This is a genomic window from Mariprofundus sp. KV (genome assembly GCF_013387475.1).
In the GTDB taxonomy this organism is placed as follows: domain Bacteria; phylum Pseudomonadota; class Zetaproteobacteria; order Mariprofundales; family Mariprofundaceae; genus Mariprofundus.
The window spans coordinates 135,000-154,391 of the sequence record NZ_VWNB01000004.1; the positions used below are offsets into that span (position 1 = coordinate 135,000).

Annotated in this window: 19 protein-coding genes; 14 read left to right on the forward strand and 5 right to left on the reverse strand. The window is 52.5% G+C overall.

Annotated elements, in window-relative coordinates; genetic code table 11:
• The first annotated feature begins 13 nt into the window (after nt 1–13).
• The 3 genes from F3F93_RS04595 (at nt 14) to F3F93_RS04605 (ending at nt 5,171) form a co-directional block, all read left to right on the forward strand.
• Nucleotides 14–2,581 carry a DUF748 domain-containing protein gene (locus F3F93_RS04595; RefSeq protein WP_176957995.1) on the forward strand — a complete coding sequence of 856 codons (2,568 nt, stop codon included), beginning with the start codon at nt 14–16 and terminating at the stop codon, nt 2,579–2,581.
• A 60-nt stretch (nt 2,582–2,641) separates the two neighbouring features.
• Nucleotides 2,642–3,184 (forward strand): GTP-binding protein, encoded by a 543-nt coding sequence (locus F3F93_RS04600; RefSeq protein ID WP_176957996.1) that lies wholly within the window; start codon nt 2,642–2,644, stop codon nt 3,182–3,184.
• Between the two features lie 133 nt (nt 3,185–3,317).
• A complete protein-coding gene (locus F3F93_RS04605) occupies nt 3,318–5,171 on the forward strand; it encodes a sensor domain-containing diguanylate cyclase (RefSeq protein ID WP_176957997.1) in 1,854 nt (617 codons plus the stop codon).
• A 166-nt stretch (nt 5,172–5,337) separates the two neighbouring features.
• On the opposite strand, the gene F3F93_RS04610 is transcribed toward F3F93_RS04605, so the two are convergent.
• Complete coding sequence (locus F3F93_RS04610; protein ID WP_194334972.1) at nt 5,338–6,501, reverse strand: PilT/PilU family type 4a pilus ATPase; 1,164 nt, start codon at nt 6,499–6,501, stop codon at nt 5,338–5,340.
• Nucleotides 6,502–6,666: 165 nt separating this feature from the next.
• Between F3F93_RS04610 and F3F93_RS04615 the strand changes: the two genes are divergently transcribed.
• A complete protein-coding gene (locus F3F93_RS04615; protein ID WP_176957998.1) occupies nt 6,667–7,239 on the forward strand; it encodes a shikimate kinase in 573 nt (190 codons plus the stop codon).
• Between the two features lie 25 nt (nt 7,240–7,264).
• Here the strand turns inward: F3F93_RS04615 and F3F93_RS04620 are convergent, their stop codons facing one another.
• The 3 genes from F3F93_RS04620 to F3F93_RS04630 all read right to left on the reverse strand — a co-directional run bounded on the left by F3F93_RS04620 (nt 7,265) and on the right by F3F93_RS04630 (nt 9,135).
• Nucleotides 7,265–7,528 (reverse strand): DUF493 domain-containing protein, encoded by a 264-nt coding sequence (locus F3F93_RS04620; RefSeq protein ID WP_176957999.1) that lies wholly within the window; start codon nt 7,526–7,528, stop codon nt 7,265–7,267.
• 14 nt (nt 7,529–7,542) lie between these two features.
• Nucleotides 7,543–8,556, reverse strand: coding sequence for a DUF3616 domain-containing protein (locus F3F93_RS04625; protein ID WP_176958000.1), 1,014 nt, complete (start codon nt 8,554–8,556; stop codon nt 7,543–7,545).
• A gap of 87 nt (nt 8,557–8,643) precedes the next feature.
• On the reverse strand, nt 8,644–9,135 hold the full coding sequence (locus tag F3F93_RS04630) for an EF-hand domain-containing protein (protein ID WP_176958001.1): 492 nt from the start codon (nt 9,133–9,135) through the stop codon (nt 8,644–8,646).
• A 218-nt stretch (nt 9,136–9,353) separates the two neighbouring features.
• Between F3F93_RS04630 and rsxA the strand changes: the two genes are divergently transcribed.
• From rsxA to fmt, 10 genes are all read left to right on the forward strand, one after another.
• A complete protein-coding gene (rsxA, locus tag F3F93_RS04635; RefSeq protein ID WP_176958002.1) occupies nt 9,354–9,935 on the forward strand; it encodes an electron transport complex subunit RsxA in 582 nt (193 codons plus the stop codon).
• An 11-nt stretch (nt 9,936–9,946) separates the two neighbouring features.
• Nucleotides 9,947–10,531: an electron transport complex subunit RsxB gene (gene rsxB, locus F3F93_RS04640; RefSeq protein WP_176958003.1), complete on the forward strand. Its 585-nt coding sequence runs from the start codon at nt 9,947–9,949 to the stop codon at nt 10,529–10,531.
• Complete coding sequence (gene rsxC, locus F3F93_RS04645) at nt 10,524–12,062, forward strand: electron transport complex subunit RsxC (protein WP_241696971.1); 1,539 nt, start codon at nt 10,524–10,526, stop codon at nt 12,060–12,062. The genes rsxB and rsxC overlap by 8 nt, the downstream gene beginning before the upstream one ends.
• Complete coding sequence (locus tag F3F93_RS04650; RefSeq protein WP_176958005.1) at nt 12,062–13,129, forward strand: RnfABCDGE type electron transport complex subunit D; 1,068 nt, start codon at nt 12,062–12,064, stop codon at nt 13,127–13,129. The genes rsxC and F3F93_RS04650 overlap by 1 nt, the downstream gene beginning before the upstream one ends.
• Nucleotides 13,126–13,767, forward strand: a complete 642-nt coding sequence (locus F3F93_RS04655) for an RnfABCDGE type electron transport complex subunit G (RefSeq protein ID WP_176958006.1) — start codon at nt 13,126–13,128, stop codon at nt 13,765–13,767. The genes F3F93_RS04650 and F3F93_RS04655 overlap by 4 nt, the downstream gene beginning before the upstream one ends.
• Nucleotides 13,760–14,404, forward strand: coding sequence for an electron transport complex subunit E (locus F3F93_RS04660; RefSeq protein ID WP_176958007.1), 645 nt, complete (start codon nt 13,760–13,762; stop codon nt 14,402–14,404). Before F3F93_RS04655 ends, F3F93_RS04660 begins: the two co-directional genes overlap by 8 nt.
• Nucleotides 14,401–14,586 (forward strand): hypothetical protein, encoded by a 186-nt coding sequence (locus F3F93_RS04665; RefSeq protein WP_176958008.1) that lies wholly within the window; start codon nt 14,401–14,403, stop codon nt 14,584–14,586. Before F3F93_RS04660 ends, F3F93_RS04665 begins: the two co-directional genes overlap by 4 nt.
• Entirely contained in the window at nt 14,586–14,924 is a 339-nt protein-coding gene (locus F3F93_RS04670; protein WP_176958009.1) for a phenylpyruvate tautomerase MIF-related protein, read from the forward strand. Before F3F93_RS04665 ends, F3F93_RS04670 begins: the two co-directional genes overlap by 1 nt.
• Complete coding sequence (def, locus tag F3F93_RS04675) at nt 14,921–15,463, forward strand: peptide deformylase (RefSeq protein ID WP_176958010.1); 543 nt, start codon at nt 14,921–14,923, stop codon at nt 15,461–15,463. The genes F3F93_RS04670 and def overlap by 4 nt, the downstream gene beginning before the upstream one ends.
• Before the next feature lie 146 nt (nt 15,464–15,609).
• Entirely contained in the window at nt 15,610–16,542 is a 933-nt protein-coding gene (gene fmt, locus F3F93_RS04680) for a methionyl-tRNA formyltransferase (RefSeq protein WP_176958011.1), read from the forward strand.
• Nucleotides 16,543–16,572: 30 nt separating this feature from the next.
• On the opposite strand, the gene F3F93_RS04685 is transcribed toward fmt, so the two are convergent.
• Nucleotides 16,573–19,284, reverse strand: coding sequence for a cation-transporting P-type ATPase (locus F3F93_RS04685; protein ID WP_176958012.1), 2,712 nt, complete (start codon nt 19,282–19,284; stop codon nt 16,573–16,575).
• Nucleotides 19,285–19,392 lie beyond the last annotated feature (108 nt).

Consider the following 19,392-nt stretch of genomic DNA (forward strand, 5'->3'; position numbering starts at 1 on the left):
GGAGAGTCATCAGATGGCTGAAGAGCGTTCAGAAATTTCATCAGAAGCCACAACCGATGGTGTAACAGAAGTTGTATACTCTTCCGGACTGAATTGGAAAATTGCTGTTCCGGCAACGTTTGCCGTGTTACTCCTGCTGGTGATTTCACTGCTGCCACTGGCCATCGAATATTCGGCAGAGAAGTGGCTGCAGGAGCATGGTGTGTCGCAGGCTGAGATAGAGAATGTCGATCTCAATCTCTTCTCCGGCGAGTTTGTGTTGCAGGGGTTGAAGGCCGGTGACGGTCTGAATATCAAGCGTCTGGCTGTGAATATCGACTGGTTGCCACTGTTCAAGAAGATTGTTCATGTGCGTTCTCTGGAACTCGACAGTGTAAACCTGAATCTGCATCAGGATGCGCAGCAGCAGTGGCAGTTGGCCGACATTAAACTTGAGCCGGCAGTAGAGCCCGCAAAGGGTGAGGCAGTCGCGGTTGAGCCAGAAGATGAACTATGGCTGGCGGTGGTGGATGATCTCCGGATCAATCGGCTGCTGGTTGATGTGAATGGTCAGGATATGCAGCTCAAGCTTCCAGTCGATTCCCTGCAACTTAATCTCTCCAATCTGACGGGCAGTGAACAGACGTTGGAGACATCGCTGAAAGTGGGTGAAACCAGCTTCAGTGGTTTTGGTTACCGGGTGAATAACGAGACTCTGGATTTGACAGCAAAACTACTCTTTTCCATGGGCGCAGAGGATATTGCCGCTTCACTGAAGAGTGAGGATGCTGTGCTTAAACTGGCCGGTCTCAAGCTTGCTCAGCCAGATGGTCAGCCGCTGGCTGCCGTGGAGTCACTTGCAGTGAATAACCTGCAGATGGCTGGCATCAACAATCACAAACTTGAATCGGTTAACATCACCAATGTGAGCGTGCAGCCGCAACTTACCGGTGCAGGTAGTTTGCAGTTTGCCGCCATTGATGTGCAGAAAATTGATGCGGATCTAAAGGGTCAGATCAAGGTTGCCTCCCTGATTCTCAAAGCCTTGCAGGCTGATGGTATGAGTGGTGGCGATGACCGCATGCGCCTGAATCGCCTTGAACTTGCCGACTTGAAAATGGAACCGGGCAAAACAGTGAACCTGCAATCACTGGCCATGCAGGGCTTTGATCTCAAACAGCAGCAGGGCAAGCAACTTCTTGCTGCTATTGATGGGGTATCCCTGAAGAATTTTGCCATGACAAGTGCTGAGAAGGGGAGCTTTGACTCACTCGCGCTGAACAAGGTTAAACTGCCTGCATCAGGCAAGAAGTCGATGGGTTCAATCGGTGCGATTGTTGCCAGTAGTGCAACGCTGGATACCAATGGCATCTATCACCTGAAAAAACTGCAGTTTAACGATCTGGATACCACGCTGATTAAGCAGAAGAGTGGCAAGTTTGTTGTCTTGGATGAACTGGCGAGCAAGCCGAAAGCAGAGGCCGGGAAGCCAAACAAAAAAGAGCCGGTTAAAACGGCAGCAAAGGCAGAGAAGCCAAAAGATCCGGTTGTGATAGTTGATGAGTTGATTATCAGTGCGGGCAGTAAAATTGCCTATCGCGATGAGTCACTCTCACCACCACTTGATACGAAAATGAGCGTCAAAAAGTTCCGCTTTGCGCCACTGGATCTCTCCGGCAAACGTGACGGCATACTTGATATGCAGATGGGCATCGGCAAGTACGGAGAGATGAGCGCCAAGGGTAAGATTCGACCGCATGCCAAAAAACTGAAAACTGAGCTCATGGTGACCGTGAAGAACTTCGAGATGCCGGGTTTGAGCGGATTCATTGAATCGGATTTCGGCAAATCGATTCAGACCGGGCAGTTTAATCTGAACACTGCAGTCAACATTGATAAGAACATCATCAGTGCCAATAACAAGCTGCTGATCCGTAAGCTGGAGCTGGGTGACTCTGATCAGCCGGGCAAGGCGGAGCAGAGTATCGGCATGCCGGTTGGCATGGCGTTGGATATGTTGCGCGATGATCGTGGTGATATTGAGATGGAGGTGCCGATCAGCGGTAATCTTGATGACCCGAACATCAATCTTAATGCCATTATTAATAAGGCGCTGATGTCCTCCTTAAGTGCCGGGGCGATGACCTACGCTACACTGGCATTGCAACCCTACGGCAGCATCATTCTTGCCGCTGATCTGGCCAGTGATCTGATCAGGGAGGCGGCCAAGCCGAAGCTGACACCGATTGGTTTTACTGAGCTTGGAGTATCACTGAATCCTGAGATGACAGACTATATCTCCAAAATTGCCGGGCTATTGAAAAAGAGCGAGCAGTTCCGTGTTCAAGTCTGTGGTGTTGCCACACGCATTGAGGGTGAGCCGGTGGCGAAACCGCCAGCAGCTGATGCTGCTGTTAAGGTAGAACCAGCCACGGCCAGAAGCGATGAGGAGCTGTTGCTGCTTGCAGAGACACGTGCTGATGTGGTGATGGATGCACTTAAAGCACATGGCATAACAACTGAGCGACTGTTTGGCTGCCGCACCAAAATCGATGATGCCAAGCTAAAATCTATGCCAAGGGTGGATTTGATCCTCGATTAAGTCTAATTTCTCTCACTGGGTGACGGGTGGCCGAAGGGTAGCTCTGTTTTGGGAGGTGTTGTGGTAAACAGGGTTGTGAAAGTAGTGGTGACCGGGCCGGTGAATGCGGGAAAAACAACGCTGATCCGCACGCTCAGTGATGTGCCGGTGGTCTGCACCAATGAGAGTGCAACTGATGATGTCGCAGGCATGAAAGATCTGACCACCGTAGCGATGGATCATGGCATCTGTTATCCCTCAGAAGGTATGGAGTTGCATCTCTACGGCACGCCCGGCCAGCGCCGTTTTGATTTCATGTGGGAGATTCTTGCTGTGGGTGCGCATGCGATCCTGTTTCTGGTTGATGGCTCCGACCCTGAATCAATCGAAGAGGTCAGCTATATCTACGACCACTTCGGAGAGCGTATCAATATCCCGGAGCTTATTTTAGTCACCAAATCTGATCTGGAAGGTGCGCTTTCTCCTGCCGATGTTGCGGCGAGAATGGGAATCGATCCCAGCCATGTGGTGGCCTGTGATCCGAGGAGTACAAATGCTGCGAAAGCTACGCTGCTTTCATTTATAGAGAGCCAGAAGCTGGAAGTTTGCGAGCCGATCATCTGATTATTCCGACGCCCTTTTGTCGGATACATGCAGAGAAAAAACAAAATAAACCATTTATTGGCATAGAATATGTTAGATTCCTATTAATGCAGGTGGCTGAGTAGAGATACGGGCAAGCTGCACAGGAGGGTTTATGAAACTTCGCCATAAGAGTCAGCTTCTCATTATCATCAGTAGTCTTCTTGTTGTAGCCGTGTTTGCTGCCACCTCCATCATCTCCTATCACCGCTATAGCCTTAATGCCTTGCAGCGTCAGGCGCAGATGGGGGCAGAGATGATCCGGCTTACGGTTACGCATGAGATGACAGAGGGCCAGGCCGAACACAAAAACCCCTACATTGAAAATCTGAAGAATATTCCCGGTCTGGTGGGTGGTGTTGTTGTGCCAGCCAAAAGTGTGATCGATCAATACGAGATTGATATGAGTGTGCGCACCCAGGTCACCGAGATGGAGAAAAGGGTGCTTGCTACCGGTGAGGAGCAGTCTGAATTGATCTCCGGAGATCGCGTGCGATACACCTACTCTATCCCCTATATTGCTATCAATGAAAACAATATGAACTGTATGGCATGCCATGTTGGCAACGAGGGTGATGTGATTGGTGTGGTTAGTCTGGAGATGGATGTTACCCAGCAATTCTATGAGGCGATCAGGGATACGGTTGGTATTTCACTGTTGTTCCTGCTCTTTGCCGGTGGTCTTGCCTTTGCTCTCAGGCGTTTCCTCAATCCGATCGAGCATGCAACTGAAGAGTTGAATCATACGGTGTCACTGGCTGAGGAGGGTGATTTCTCAGGCCGCATGATCAAACGCAGCAGTGATGAGATTGGCGAAATTGCCGAGCGTACCAACCACTTTATGGGGGTGCTGGATAACAGTATCGGTTCGATCACCAAAGATCTCGATACGCTTACCGGCCACCGCCAGATCGCTGAGCGTGAGAATCTGTTGCATACCACGGTGTCGGTAGTGCACACCATGGCGATGGTTTCACAGTTTAAGCAGATCATTGAGAATGATCGCACCCTTGAAGATGTCTACTCCCGATTCCAGCAGCTATTGGAGCAGCAGCTACACTTCAGTCGCTACTCATTTTATGAGGTATCTAACTCCAACAACCGCCTCAATGCAGTGTTTACCGGTGGGTTGCCTGAAGATATGGATCTGTGGTGTAAAAAGGATGTGATTCTAAACTGTGATTTTTGTCGGGCTAAACGGACAGCGATGATCACCAATTCACATGATGCCGAAAATATATGCCCATCGTTTGCAGGGAGAGATACTGAGAATGGCTTATATCATCTCTGTCTGCCTATGATGCTCTCCGGATCGGTTGGTGGTGTGCTGCAGGTGGTCTATTCTGAAGAAGAGAAAGCTATGGTGATGTCTGAGCTGCCAGTGCTGCAATCGTTTATGGATGAAGCTGCGCCTGTGATTGAAACCAAACGGCTTATGAAGTCGCTGCGGGAATCATCTCTGCGTGATCCGATGACCAATCTCTATAACAGGCGTTTTCTGGAAGAGCACCTTGAGACCGTCACCTCCGGCGTACTGCGTCGAAACAGTACGATTGGTATCCTGATGTGCGATCTGGACCACTTTAAACATGTGAATGATACATATGGCCATGATGTGGGTGATGATGTGTTGAAAGGCGCATGCGAAATCATGAGAAAAACGCTTCGCGAAGCCGACCTGTTGATTCGATTCGGTGGTGAAGAGTTTCTTGCATTGCTGATTGATGCGGATGAGGAGGGCGGCATGATCTCCGGTGAACGTATTCGCAAGGCGATGGAGGAGCACTCATTCAAGACGCCGAAAGGGCCGCTGACCAAAACCATGTCACTGGGTTATGCCATCTACCCGAATGATAACGATGACTTCTGGGAGTGCGCGAAACTGGCTGATATCGCCCTTTACCAGGCCAAAGATACCGGACGAAATCAGGTGGTTCGTTATCAGAAGGGCATGGCTTCAGAGGAGTAAGAGAGTTCGTGACTATTTAGCACTGCTAAAAAACAGAAAATCGAACCACGAATGCACACGAATAAGCGTGGTTTTGTCTTTGCTTACAATATCAAGCATTTGCCATGCATGATATTGGCAGGCCGTCCGTAGCCTGAACGGATGCTTTGACTTTTTCAGAGAATCCTTAGATCGACAACTCGATACCATCATCGTCATCTGAGCGGTTCTGCAAAATCTCATCGACACCTGATTTACCATTACCATCGTTGGCGTCATCAATGCTCTGCATCTTCATCTTCAGGCGCAGGTTGTTGGCTGAATCGGCATTTCTCAGTGCTTCAACCTCGGTGATTTTTTCATCTTTCCAGAGCTGGAAGAGGGCCTGATCGAAGGTGCGCATGCCGTGCTGCTCACCACTCTCCATCGCCTCTTTAATGGTACTGATATCACCTTTGAGAATCAGATCGGCAATGCGCGGGGTGTTAATCAGAATCTCAATGGCGGCTACCCGGCCACCATCCACAGTTTTAACCAGCCGCTGGGAGAGAATGGCGCGCAGGTTCATAGCCAGATTCATATACACTTGCTGATGCTGCTCTTCAGGGAAGAAGTTGATAATGCGTTCCAGCGCCTGATTGGAGTTGTTGGCGTGCAGCGTGGCCATAGCCAGATGGCCGGTTTCGGCAAAGGCGATGGCATGCTCCATGGTGTCACGTTCACGAATCTCACCAAGTAGAATAACGTCGGGTGCCTGACGTAGTGTATTCTTCAGTGCAGCCTGAAATGAGACGGTATCAGAACCCACTTCACGCTGGGTAACGAAACATTTTTTGTGGGGATGCATGAACTCCACCGGATCTTCGATGGTGATGATATGTCCAGCCTGATTGGTATTGCGCCAATCCACCATCGCAGCGAGCGAGGTTGATTTACCCGAACCTGTCGCACCAACCATCAGCACCAGTCCGCGTTTGGTCATCGAGATATCCTTGAATACTTCGGGAAGCTTGAGGTCGCCAAGACTGGGGATATCGGTGGTAATCTGACGAATCACCATGCCAACTGAGCCACGCTGGCGATAGATGTTGACGCGGAAACGACCTAAACCCGCATGTGCAGAGGAGAGGTTCATCTCCATGCTGGAGGCGAAATCGGCCTTCTGCTTTTCAGTCATCAGCTCACTTGCCAGTCGCTCAACCGTAACAGGATTCATCTCGGCATCACCAAGTCTGAGGATGGTGCCATTGATGCGGTAACCCGGAGGGGCACCGGCCATCAGGTAGAGGTCGGAGGCATCTTTATCCACCATGACCTTCAGCAGTTGGCGAAGGGAAATTTCATCGGCCATGTCGTTACTCCTCTGTTGCATCTCTATCTCACCGACAGAAGCAATTCACGTACCATAAACTGGATCATTTTATCTGTTTGTGATGCCTGATACGATTGCACTCGCACTGTCGGCTTTTATTCTGGCATGATAGCAGCATAAAGATCAGTGGCGAAAGGAATGGAAATGGTTGATTCGGTTAAAATACAGTCAGATGTATATCCGGTCCTTATAGGACTGATGGGGTGTGGCAAAAGCAGTATCGGAAAGCTGCTCTCTAAAGAGCTTGGTCTGAAACTGATTGATCTGGATCACTATATCGTTGAGAAGGCGGGTAAAACGATTCCCGAAATCTTTGCTGAGCAGGGTGAGGAGGGGTTTCGTGATCTGGAGAGTGAAGCGTTGGCCGAGGTGATCGGTAAGCCTGTGGTTCTCTCAACCGGAGGTGGTGCTGTGATGCGTGCTGAGAACAGGGCTCTGCTGGAGGCGCATGCGCCGGTGATCTGGTTGAAGTCCTCACTTGAATTTCTCGCCAACCGAATTCAAGGCGATAACAACCGGCCACTGATTGCCGGACGTGATGCTTTAACCACGCTGCAGCAGCTGGCAGAGGTTCGTTATCCCTATTATACCCAGTGTGCCGATTATATTTTACATCGCGGCAAGATGAATAAAGCCGCCTCCCTTAAGGCTGTTCTGGAGTATCTAAGATCGTGGCAGTATGAGCATAGTGATGAGCTCACTGCCTCTGACAAGTAAACCGGATTATTTATCAGCCGGGATATTATAAGACCATTTTGACTTGCGGGTGGCTGTTTATCTCCCGGTAAAGATTATCCAGTTGAGCCTTACTTTCAGCGGTAAAGGTGACGGTAACAGAGAGATATTTTCCTGTCTTGCTCGGCTTTGATCTGACTGCTGCTTCGCCAAGTTGAGTCACATGCTTGCGAACAATCATGACAATCTCATTTTCAAAGTCGGCACTATTATCCCCCATCACCTTGATCGGGAACCGGCAGGGGAACTCCAGCAGTGTCTCTTCACTCATGTCGTTTGATGCTCCTACTCTGCTTTTGTGCGGCCGGACTCTAACCCGCCTCCGGAGATTGTGTAGCGGCGGGGCTCCCCGCCTTTGATGCCATCAAAGAGGATGATGATGTTGTAGCTTGAATCTGTGATGCGTTCAACGGCGACAGCCTCTGCCTTGCCACCGGCAGGTGGCCTGATTTCGCTCAACAGTTTCAACGCTCCGTTGTTGCTGTCGGTCAGGGTGTCCAGGCCATTCCAGTGGTAGAGACGGTACTCATTCGGCAACTCGGCAACAGGGCCGGCAAGAAGCAGGAAACCGTCAGCAACACTCACCATATCCCGGATGCCGAGTCCACCAAGGTTGAGGTAGAGCAGCCGATAGCTCTTTTCAGGAGCGTCGAAATCCAGTTGCATCACCGGCACAAATCCGCCACGTAGTACAGGCCCACGAAATCCGAGATAAAGCGCTCCTTTTTTTGCCGCAACAGCTTCGATATCGATGCCGTTCTCTTTGGAGGGGATCGCGGCAAAAGGAGCAAGAACGGGATCGTTACGAATGATTTTTTCGAGTGAGATCTGTTCGCGTTTGATCACGCTGTTGTTGCTTCCCAGGGTGAGCCGAAAGAGCTGTTTTCGCCCCGGCTCCTGCTTGATTGTGGCCTGTCGTTGCAGGTTTTTCTTGTGGCTGGCTTCAGGTTTAAGCCGCTTTCTGGCCAGTGCGTGTGAGCCGACCACGTAGATCTTCTCTCCTTCGACGGCGACGCCCTCGATATCGAGTTCACGGCCAGACTTTTTGTCACCTTTGTAAACGAGCATGTCACTGCTGAGGCGGTAGTTTTCACCTTCGGGCTTAAGCAGCTGGATGTAATTCTCATTTCTATCTTTACCGACAGCCTCATCAGCGCCGATCACCAGAAGCTCGCCGAGAAAAGCGGCTGCACTGATATCGTGCGCTGCATGGATTTTTCCGTGCAGCCTGAAATCATCAGCGGCTATGGCCGGGCAGGCAGATAGCAGAAGGGGAATCAGGTAAGTAGTGAGTCTCATTGCTAAGAACCTAAATAAGTTGTTCGGAGAGGCAAGAAAAAGGCCGCCGACCCATAGGGTCGACGGCCATGATGTTAATCTGGGTGCTTACTTTTTGTCGGAGAATTTGCACTCTTTCTTTTTACCATAACGGGCTTGTTTCGCAGCTGCATATTCAGCCTTGCTTAGGGCGCCATCTTTGTTGGTATCTGCAGCAGCAAAGAACGCATCGATATGTTTGGCATGACGGGCCTCTTTGTCAGCTTCAGTCAGGAAACCATCGCCATTGGCATCAAGCTGTTTAAACTTCTCCTGCATGCGTGAATCGTGGGCAGCAGAGAACTCTTTGAGTGATACCTTGCCATCTTTGTCGCTGTCCATGGTGGTGGCTTTACCACAATCATGTTTACCAAGCGGGCAATCCTTATGGTTATCGCAATCTTTATGACCGAGCGGACAGGCCGCTTTACTGTCGCATTTATGGGCACCAAGCGGGCAGTCAGCCTGATTGCCGCCACCGTGGTGACCGTGACCGGCCAGTGCGGCAGTGGGTAGTGAGAGGGCTGCTGCGGCAAAGATAGAGATCAGAAAACGCTTCATTGTGGATCCTCCAGAATCATGTGGTGATAATAATCAGACGCGACGATAGAAGCAGCAGGATGAATATTCAATGAATGCTTTCCAGCTGAGGATGCATGCTTTGAGACGGTGGTGGCTACCAGATCAGCCAAAATCAGGGTCTGAATGCACGAAAACAGGTAAAAGTGTGGGTTTTATGCGGTGTACGCAGCAGGTTCATCACCCTATACTCCCGCGCCATGACTGAAATCGCGCTGATCCTGCTCTCTGCTGTACTGGTGAATAACTATGTACTGACCAAGTTTCTTGGTATCTGCCCGTTTCTTGGCACCTCAGGCAAGGTGGAGACGGCTGTGGGTATGTCCTTTGCTGTGATGTTTGTCATGACACTGGCCTCCACCGCCTCATGGCTGGTGCAGGAGTATCTGCTGGTGCCGCTGGATCTTGAATATCTGCAGACCATATTCTTTATCCTGATTATCGCCTCATTGGTACAGTTTATCGAGATGATGATTCATAAGACCAGCCCTGTGCTCTATCAGGGGCTGGGTATTTTCCTGCCGCTGATCACCACCAACTGTGCCGTGCTTGGCGTGGCCATTCTTAATGTGCAGCAGGAGCAGACATTTCTCACCTCTGCTCTCTACGGTTTTGGTGCAGCGCTCGGTTTTGCGCTGGTGCTGATTCTCTTCTCCGGTATTCGTGAACGCATTGAGATCGCACCGGTTCCTGAGCTGTTCAAGGGTTCACCGCTGGCGCTGATTACTGCAGGTATGATGAGTCTGGCATTTATGGGCTTCTCCGGCCTCGTGAAGATTTAAGGCTCTATTCGATGACTCAGCTGTTATATGCGCTGCTCTCACTTGGCGCCTTTGCACTTGTTGCCGGCATTGTGCTGGCTGTGGCGCAGAAGGTGTTTCATGTTGAGGGCGACCCGATGGTGGAGAAGATTGATAATCTTCTGCCGCAGACCCAGTGCGGCCAGTGCGGCTACCCCGGCTGCAAACCCTATGCTGAAGCGGTATCAGGTGGCGTGGCGGATGTGAATCACTGTGTCCCCGGCGGTGAGCGCACCATGCTGGCGATTGCCGATCTGATGGGCGTGGAACCCAAGGATCTTGAGGCCGAAGCGACAGCTCCGATGATCGCTTTTGTGCGCGAGGATGAGTGCATCGGCTGTACACTCTGTATCAAGGCTTGCCCTGTGGATGCAATAATCGGGGCGCCGAAGCAGTACCATACCGTGATCAGCGATCACTGTACCGGCTGCACGCTCTGCATTGAGCCCTGCCCGGTGGATTGCATTGATATGCTGATGAAACCTGAACTGATTGAACACTGGTCCTGGCCGCTGCCGGATACCCAGCGAGCCCGGTTGGGACATGATCGAAGGGAGACCCATGCCGGCCATGCTTAGAAAACTCGCCCAGCGATTGGGTATCTTGCAACACAGCTTTGCCGGTGGTGTGCATCCTGAGATGTATAAAGTTACAGCTGCACGTCCTGTTGAGGTTGCTGCCATAGCACCGATCCATATTCTGCCGATGAAACAGCATATCGGTGAGGCCTGCAGCCCCCTGGTGAAGGTGGGGGATCGGGTGCTGCGTGGGCAGAAGATTGCTAAATCTGAAGGCTACCTCTCCGTACCTGTACACGCGCCAACCTCGGGTCGCGTGGTGAGAATAGAGGAGCATGCCATTCCGCACCCTTCAGGGATGGGATTGCCATGTATCTTTATTGAGTCTGACGGTGATGACGAATCAGACACAACGCTTGAACCACTAACCAACTGGCGCGAACTTAATCCGGCAATATTGCGGGAGCGGGCACGCATGTGCGGTTTGGCTGGCCTTGGTGGTGCTGTTTTCCCCACCTTTATCAAGCTGGTTCAGGATAAGCGTTTTCCGATTGAGACGGTGATTCTTAACGGTATCGAGTGTGAACCGTGGTTGACCAATGATCATCGCCTGATGCTTGAGAAACCGCACGATATTTTGACCGGCATGGCCATTGTTATGCATATGGTCGGTGCTAAATCGGGCATTATCGCTATTGAAGACAATAAACCCGATGCCGCCGAGTCGATGCGTAGAGCGCTGGCTGAGGCAAGCGAGATGCAGGGTGTGCATGTTGTTGTTCTGCCTACCCGCTATCCACAGGGCAGCGAAAAACAGCTGATCTACTCGCTGACCGGTAAAGAGGTGGAAGCAGGGCGGTTGCCGATGCATATCGGGGTATTGTGTCAGAACGTCGGTACCAGCAAAGCGCTGTTTGAAGCGGTTGTACAGGCCCGGCCATTGACTGAGCGACTGGTGACGGTGAGCGGAGATGCCGTTGAAAATCCGGCCACCCTCTCAGTGCGGCTCGGTACGCCGGTGCGCAGCCTGTTTGCCAGTCGGGGTCTGGATGATCTTACCGGTTTGCATCTGCTGCACGGTGGCCCGATGATGGGTGAACGGCTGAAGAGTGTTGATGTGCCGGTGGTTAAATCGACAACCGGACTGTTAGCTATGCGCACTGAGACGATGATGCTGGCCCACACTGAAGAGCAGCCCTGCATCCGCTGTGGTCACTGCAGTGAGGCGTGTCCGGTGCATCTGGTACCCAACCTTCTGGCCGATGCCTGCCGTAGTGATCAGTTTGACAGGGCAGAGAACTATCAGCTTTTCGACTGCATTGAGTGCGGTAGCTGCTCCTATGTCTGCCCGGCCAATATTCCTCTGGTTCACTACTTCCGTTACGGCAAAGGACAGATTGCTCAGACCCGCCGCGAACAGGTCTTTGCCGAGGCTTCGCGTAAACGCTCAGAAGCACGGGAAAGGCGCATTGAAGCCGAGAAGACTGAGAAAGCAGCGCGTCGCTCACGTGTGCGCCGCGACCACGCTCCGGCCAAACCGGTTGAGTCTGCTGAACCGGAAAATAACGATGCAACCCAGGAGAAGAGCTGATGCCGGTGATGCTTAGTCCGCCGCATGCCCATGGCGGTGATTCGATTCGCATGGTGATGCTGACTGTGATACTGGCGCTGCTGCCTGCCACGATGGTCAGCGTCTACCTCTTCGGCTGGCTGGCGGTACTGCTGATTGTCACCTGTATGGTGACGGCACTGGTTACTGAAGCGCTCTGTCTGAAATGGATGCAGCGTCCGCTCACTGCGCTGCTAGATAATTCTGCTGCACTGACCGGGCTGTTTCTGGCGCTCACCCTGCCTGCGGCGGTGCCGTGGTGGATGGCGGTACTCGCCTCGGTATTTGCTATTGTACTGGGTAAACAGATCTATGGCGGACTGGGTTACAATATTTTCAATCCGGCGCTCTCAGCCCGCATTATCCTGCTGATCTCATTCCCGCTGCATATGACCACATGGATTGTACCAATGTCTGCAGCAGAGCCGGCGCTGAATCTCTATGACTTCTCACTCTGCCTGAACTTCTTCCTTGCAGGGCCTGATGCCTTGAAGGTTGGTTTTGATGCGATCTCCATGGCCAGTCCACTGGGGTATGTGAAAACAGAAGCAACCCTGGGCGTGCCGGTGCTTGAAGCGCTGAAGGCCTATGACTACAGCTATCTCAACGCTTTCCTCGGTTTTGAGGCGGGAAGTATAGGCGAGACCAGTGCGCTGGCACTGCTGATCGGCGGTATCTTCCTGCTCGCACGCCACACCATCACCTGGCATATCCCATTCTCTTATATCGCTACGGTAATGCTGCTGTCTGGATTGTTTAATGCGATTTATCCCGAGCAGTTTACACCGCCACTGTTTCATCTCTTTGCCGGCGGCCTGATTCTCTGCGCCTTTTTCATGGCAACCGATCCGGTCTCCTCACCGGTTACACCGATGGGGCAGATTGTCTTCGGCGTAGGTTGCGGCGTGCTGACCTGGAGTATTCGCAGCTTTGGCGGTTATCCGGAAGGTGCGATGTTTGCTGTGCTGCTGATGAACTGTGCAGTGCCGTTGATTGATCACTACTTCAGACCGCGTGTGTATGGGCACGGCATCAAGGATGAGTCATGATCTTTGATCGTGATCAGATGCGTATGGTGCTGGCTATTGTTGTTGTTGCAGTGCTGGCTGCCGGAATCCTCGGGGTGACCAATATTTTGACCCGTGAGCCGATTGCCAGAGCGCAGAAAGAGGCGTTGCACAAAGCGCTGGCGCAGGTGCTTCCTCAACATGCCAACGATGCTCAGGCCGATAGCTTCAATGTTGATGCGGTGGCTATCTATCCGGCCAAGGACGGGTTGGGTAATGTGCGCGGTTTTGCCTGGGAGGTGGTTGCACCGGACGGGTATTCCGGTTCAATTCGTATTCTCGTTGGTTTGGAGCCTGAAGGTGCTATCCATGCGATTCGGGTGACTGATCATAGAGAGACGCCGGGACTTGGCGATGGCATTGTCAAAAACAGTGACTGGTTACAGAACTTCAGTGGTCGCGTGCTGGAGGGTAGCAACTGGAAGGTGAAAAAAGATGGTGGTGATTTCGATCAGTTTACCGGTGCTACAATCACCCCGCGTGCGGTGGTGAAAGCGGTGAAGGGGGCGCTGGCATTTTACAACAGCCAGCGGCAGGTTATTCTCAATGCTGTAGAGCAGCAGAACAGAGGTAAACACGCCTCGGAGCATGAGATGAAGCTGGAGATGAAGATTGACTAAATCGGAAGTTTTTTACGACGGGTTCTGGCATAACAATACCATTTTTGCCCAGCTGCTCGGTATGTGTCCGCTGCTGGGTGTAACCACCTCTGCAGAGAACGGCTTCTGGATGGGAGTGGCAACCATGCTGGTGCTGCTGGGCTCGAATCTGGTTGTCTCTCTTGTCCGTGATGTGATCCCGAAGAATGTGCGAATCCCGGCCTATATCACAATTATTGCTGCCTTTGTGACCGTGGTCGGTATGGCGATGAATGCATGGATGCATGAGATGTATCTGGTGCTCGGCCTGTTTATTCCACTGATCGTGGTGAACTGTGCCATCCTTGGCCGTGCTGAGGCATTTGCCAGCAAGAATTCGGTCTCTGATTCTGTGGTGGATGCACTGGCAGTGAGTGCCGGTTTCACCTTTGCACTGATTCTGCTTGGCGGTGTGCGTGAGTTGTTGGGGCAGGGGGAGCTGTTCGGTTTTTCTCTGTTTGGAGAATCCTATCCCGATGTCTTGATGTTTATTCTGCCACCGGGCGCTTTTATTGCCCTGGGCTTTATTCTTGCGGGTGTGAATCTGATAAATCGTAAACTGAAACAGCGGGCCGATGCGGCAGCGCAAGCGGTTGCAGCAGTGGAGGCGGGATCGTGAGTAGTCTGGAGTTCTGGTTAATTGTTGCGGTCGTTGGTGCCTTTCTCTGGTGGCTGGCCTATGTCGCCACTGCACGAATGCGCCACGGCAAAAACCAGGAGCGCGAAGAGCAGGCAAGACGGAATCTGGAGTGGCTGGCGCAACAACAGGCCGAAGAGGCCACTAAAAAGGAGGAGGGCTGATGCCTTACCTGCATGTACACACCAACGTTGCAGTAGAGAATCATGCCGACTTTCTGACCCGCTGTTCTCGCGCTACAGCACTGGCTCTGGAAAAGCCTGAATCCTATGTGATGGTTGAACTCTCTGATCAACGTTCGATGCTGTTTGCCGGTTCAGATCAACCGCTGGCTTTTGTGGAGCTGAAAAGTCTGGGGCTCTCACCGGCCGATACAGCGCACGTCTCACACAAAATATCCACATTGATTCATCATGAACTGGAGATTGATATCTCTCGCATCTACATCGAATTTGAGGCCCCTCAGCGTGATATGTTCGGCTGGAATGGAGGTACGTTTTGACTGTTCGCGAAATTCTCATTCACCCCGATGATCGCCTGCGTGAGATCGCCAAACCTGTTGCCTTCCCACTCTCTGATGAGGTGAAGCAGATCATTCAGGATATGGCAGATACGATGTACGATGCGCCTGGTGTTGGTCTGGCTGCTACCCAGATCGGTGTGGCGTTGCAGATTGCTGTGACTGATACCGTCTGGCGCAAGGAAGAGGTGCGTCATGATGGTGATGAGCCGGGTGGCAGGCGGGATCTGAAGGTGTGGATCAACCCGGAATTTACCTGGAAGTCCGATGAGATGGAGAGCTGGGAGGAGGGGTGTCTCTCTGTGCCGGAGGTCTATGGCGATGTCTCACGTCCGGCCGCAGTGCGATTGCGCTGGCAGGATATGGAGGGTGATACCCATGAGAAGGATTTTGACGGCTTTGAAGCTGTTGCCCTGCAGCACGAGTTCGATCACCTGATCGGCAAACTCTTCATCGATTACCTCAGCCCGCTCAAACGTGCCATGATCACCAAGAAGATGAAGAAGTTATACAAATCTTAACCGCAGAGGACGCAAAGTTTCGCAGAGGAAAAACAGAAGATAACGGTTCAATTTCCACATCATGGCAGGCAAACGTGGCTCCCCTCCACCTGCATGCCTTACTTTGCGTAACTTTGCGTCCTTTGCGGTGAATAACTGGAGTTGAGATGCGCGTAGTTTTTGCCGGAACCCCCGGTTTTTCTGTTCCCTGTCTGCAGGCGCTAATCGATAGCGACGGTATTGAGGTGGTCGGCGTGGTTTCCCAGCCTGATCGCAAGTCCGGCCGCGGCATGAAGTTGACCCCTTCAGCGGTCAAACAGGCGGCTATCGATGCCGGTATTGATGTCATTACCCCTGAAAAACTACGCGACAATGAAGAGGCTCTGGCATGGCTTGAGGGCAGAGAGTGCGATGTGCTGGTGGTAGTTGCCTTCGGTATGATTCTGCCCAAAGCGTGGCTTGAGGCACCGGCTATTGCTCCGGTTAATGTGCATGCCTCCCTGTTGCCTCGCTGGCGTGGTGCAGCCCCGATAGAGCGTTCGCTGCTGGCTGGTGATACCCAGACCGGTGTCTGCATTATGCAGATGGAGGAGGGGCTGGATACCGGTGGCATCTATGCCTGCAAAACGCTGCCGATTACTCAGAGTACAACCGGCTCAGAGCTCTGGTTTGCACTATCCCCAATGGGTGCAGAGCTGCTTGTTGAGACACTGCCGAAAATTGCAGCTGGATTGCAGCCTGAACCCCAACCTGAAGAGGGCATTACCTACGCTCAGAAGATCACTAATGAGGAGCGCATCATCGACTGGTCATTCAGTGCAGACGCCATTGACCGTCTGGTGCGCTGTTTTTCACCGCGTCCCGGTGTTCGTACACAGCTCAATGGCAAATGGCTGAAGCTGATTTCAGGCGAGGTTGTATCGGGAACTCATAAGCTTTCAAACGGTCAGATTGTTGCTGTGGATGCGGGGCTCGATATTGCCTGCGGTGATGGTTCGATCTACCGCGTTATTGAGCTGCAGCCCGAAGGGAAAAAGGCGATGTCAGCTGTCGACTTTTTAAGAGGAGCGCAGTTAAAAGAGGCCGACAAGCTCAGCTGATTCTTGTGGTTGTTGCTTGAATTGGTTTTTCTATGGATTGTCAGAATTGTGTTTTCTGCGCAGCAACCACTTTTCGATCTCCACCAGAAACAGTACAGAACTGGCAACAGTCACCACCCGCAGCCATGCGGCACCACTCATATCGGCTGTGCCGAACATCAGTTGCATCGGTGGCGCGTAGGTGAGAAGAAGTTGAAAGATGATCAGCAGGCCGATGGCATAGAGCACATAGCGATTACCGAAAATACCCTCCCGTGTGAGTGAGGCCGCCAGCAGATAGCGGGCACTGAAGAGGTAGAAAATTTCAAACATCACCAGCGTATTGACCGCTACACTGCGCGCCACCTCAAGGCTTGATCCCTGCGCCTGCTCCCAGAGAAACAGACCGAATGTGCCAATGACAATAATCAGCGAGACAAAGGTGATGCGCCAGATGAGAAAGCCGGAGAGAATCGGTTCAGCAGGGTCACGCGGGGGGCGCTGCATGACATTCTGTTCCGGTGGTTCAAAGGCCAGTGTCAGCGCCAGTGTGACGGCAGTAATCATGTTTACCCAGAGGATCTGGGCTGGCGTAATCGGCAGGACAGTACCCATGACAATGGCCGCAATAATGATGAACGCCTCGCCACCATTGGTAGGCAGGATAAACATAATCGACTTCTTGAGGTTATCGTAAACCGTGCGTCCCTCTTCAACAGCACGGGCGATAGAGGCGAAGTTGTCATCGGTGAGCACCATCTCAGCCGCCTCCTTGGCCACCTCGGTGCCGTTGATGCCCATGGCAACACCCACATCAGCACGTTTAAGTGCCGGTGCATCATTGACACCGTCGCCGGTCATGGCGACCACTTCGCCATTGGCCTGCAGGGCTGTAACCAGCTGTAGCTTCTGCTCCGGAGAGACGCGGGCAAAGACGCTGGTGCTCTGGGCTACCTGTTGCAGTTCATCGCTACTGTAGCGACTCATGTCAGCACCGGTGACCACCGAAGAGCCATCGCCAATGCCCATCTGCGCGGCGATAGCACGGGCTGTGATGGCGTGATCACCGGTAATCATTTTAACCCGGATACCGGCATCCTGACAGGTTTTGACTGCCGCTGTGGCCTCATCACGCGGCGGATCGATGATGCCGACCATGCCGAGCAGGGTAAGCTCGGCATTCACATCACTGAAGGAGAGACTCCCCTGTTCAGCCGACGTGGTGCGAAAGGCGATAGCCAGCAAGCGCTGGCCGCGACCGGCAACAGAGTTCATGCAGGCTTCCCAGTGTGCCCGGTTTAGCGGTCGATCTTCGCCGTCCTGCCGTTGCAGGTGGCACATATCCAGTACCCGTTCCGGGGCTCCCTTGATATAGATAAAGCCATGGCCACTGTGATCATGATGCAGGGTGGCCATAAAGCGGTGTTCTGATTCAAACGGGATGGTATCGATGCGCGGGAACTGCGCCTGCAGCTGCTGCTGCGGCAGGCCTGCTTTCAGCGCCAGTGTGACCAGTGCACCTTCGGTGGGATCCCCCTGCATCTTCCATACGCCTGCGCTTTCACTGATGCTGGCATCATTGCAGAGCAGGGCTGCCTGAGCCATTTCGCGCAGTTGTGGATGATGCTCAAGCGTGATCTGCTCGCTATCCTTGATGAATACGCCGTGCGGGTCGTATCCGGTGCCAGTCACCTCGACGATGCCAGTGGCGGTGGTGACGGTGGTGACCGTCATCTCATTGCGGGTCAGGGTGCCGGTTTTGTCCGAGCAGATCACTGTGACTGAGCCGAGTGTTTCGACTGCCGGAAGACGTCGAATAATGGCGTTTTTTCGCGCCATGCGCTGCACGCCAATGGCTAGCGTGATGGTCATAATGGCTGGCAGTCCTTCCGGTATGCCTGCTACGGCAAGTCCAACGGCAGCAAGAAACATCTCGGCAGCCGTGAAGCCTTGAAACAGTACCCCATAGCCGAAGGTGAGGGCTGCAATGACAGTGATACCGATGGTTAACCACTGACCGAACACGGCCATCTGCTTCAGCAGTGGCGTAGTCAGGGTCTGCACATGGCGAAGCATGCCGCTAATGCGGCCAATCTCGGTGGCATCGCCGGTTGCCACAACAATGCCCTGCCCCTGTCCATAGGTGACCAGCGTGCCGGAGTAGGCGAGGTTTTTACGATCACCGATACTGGCATTGGCGATTACGGCCTGGGTGCTCTTTTCAGCAGGCAGGGATTCGCCGGTGAGCATCGCCTCTTCGATGCGCAGATCGCGCAGTTTAAACAGGCGCAGGTCGGCAGGCACCTTGTCACCGGATTGCAGGGATACGATATCACCGGGAACCAGCTCCTCTGCACTGAGGCTGATAAAACGGCCATCGCGTTTTACCATCGCCTTTTGCGAGAGCATGTTACGGATCGCATCCAGTGCCTTCTCCGCTTTGCCCTCCTGAATAAAACCGATGATGGCATTGATGACGACTACGCCGAAAATGACACCGCTATCCACCCAGTGGCCAAGCAGTGAGGTGATGAAACCTGCGCCGATCAGTACATAGATCAGAACGTTATGAAACTGCAGCAGGAAGCGTGTAAGAGGGCTCTGCTTCTCCTGCGGTTTGAGACGATTGGGTCCATACTGACCAAGTCGCTGCTCAACCTGCGAACTGCTTAAACCCTCTTCGCTGCTCTCCAGTTGATTGAAGACCGTGTCACACGCCTGATGATGCCAGAGTGGGGTTATGTCGTTGTTCTCTTCATGCATCCGGATTCTCCTTTCATGCATTTGCCATCAACAATAAAATGGTGCAGAGCCATATTTATAGTGTCGCATGAGAAGGGGGTGTTGTCTATCTGCCTGTTTGCCGGAAGA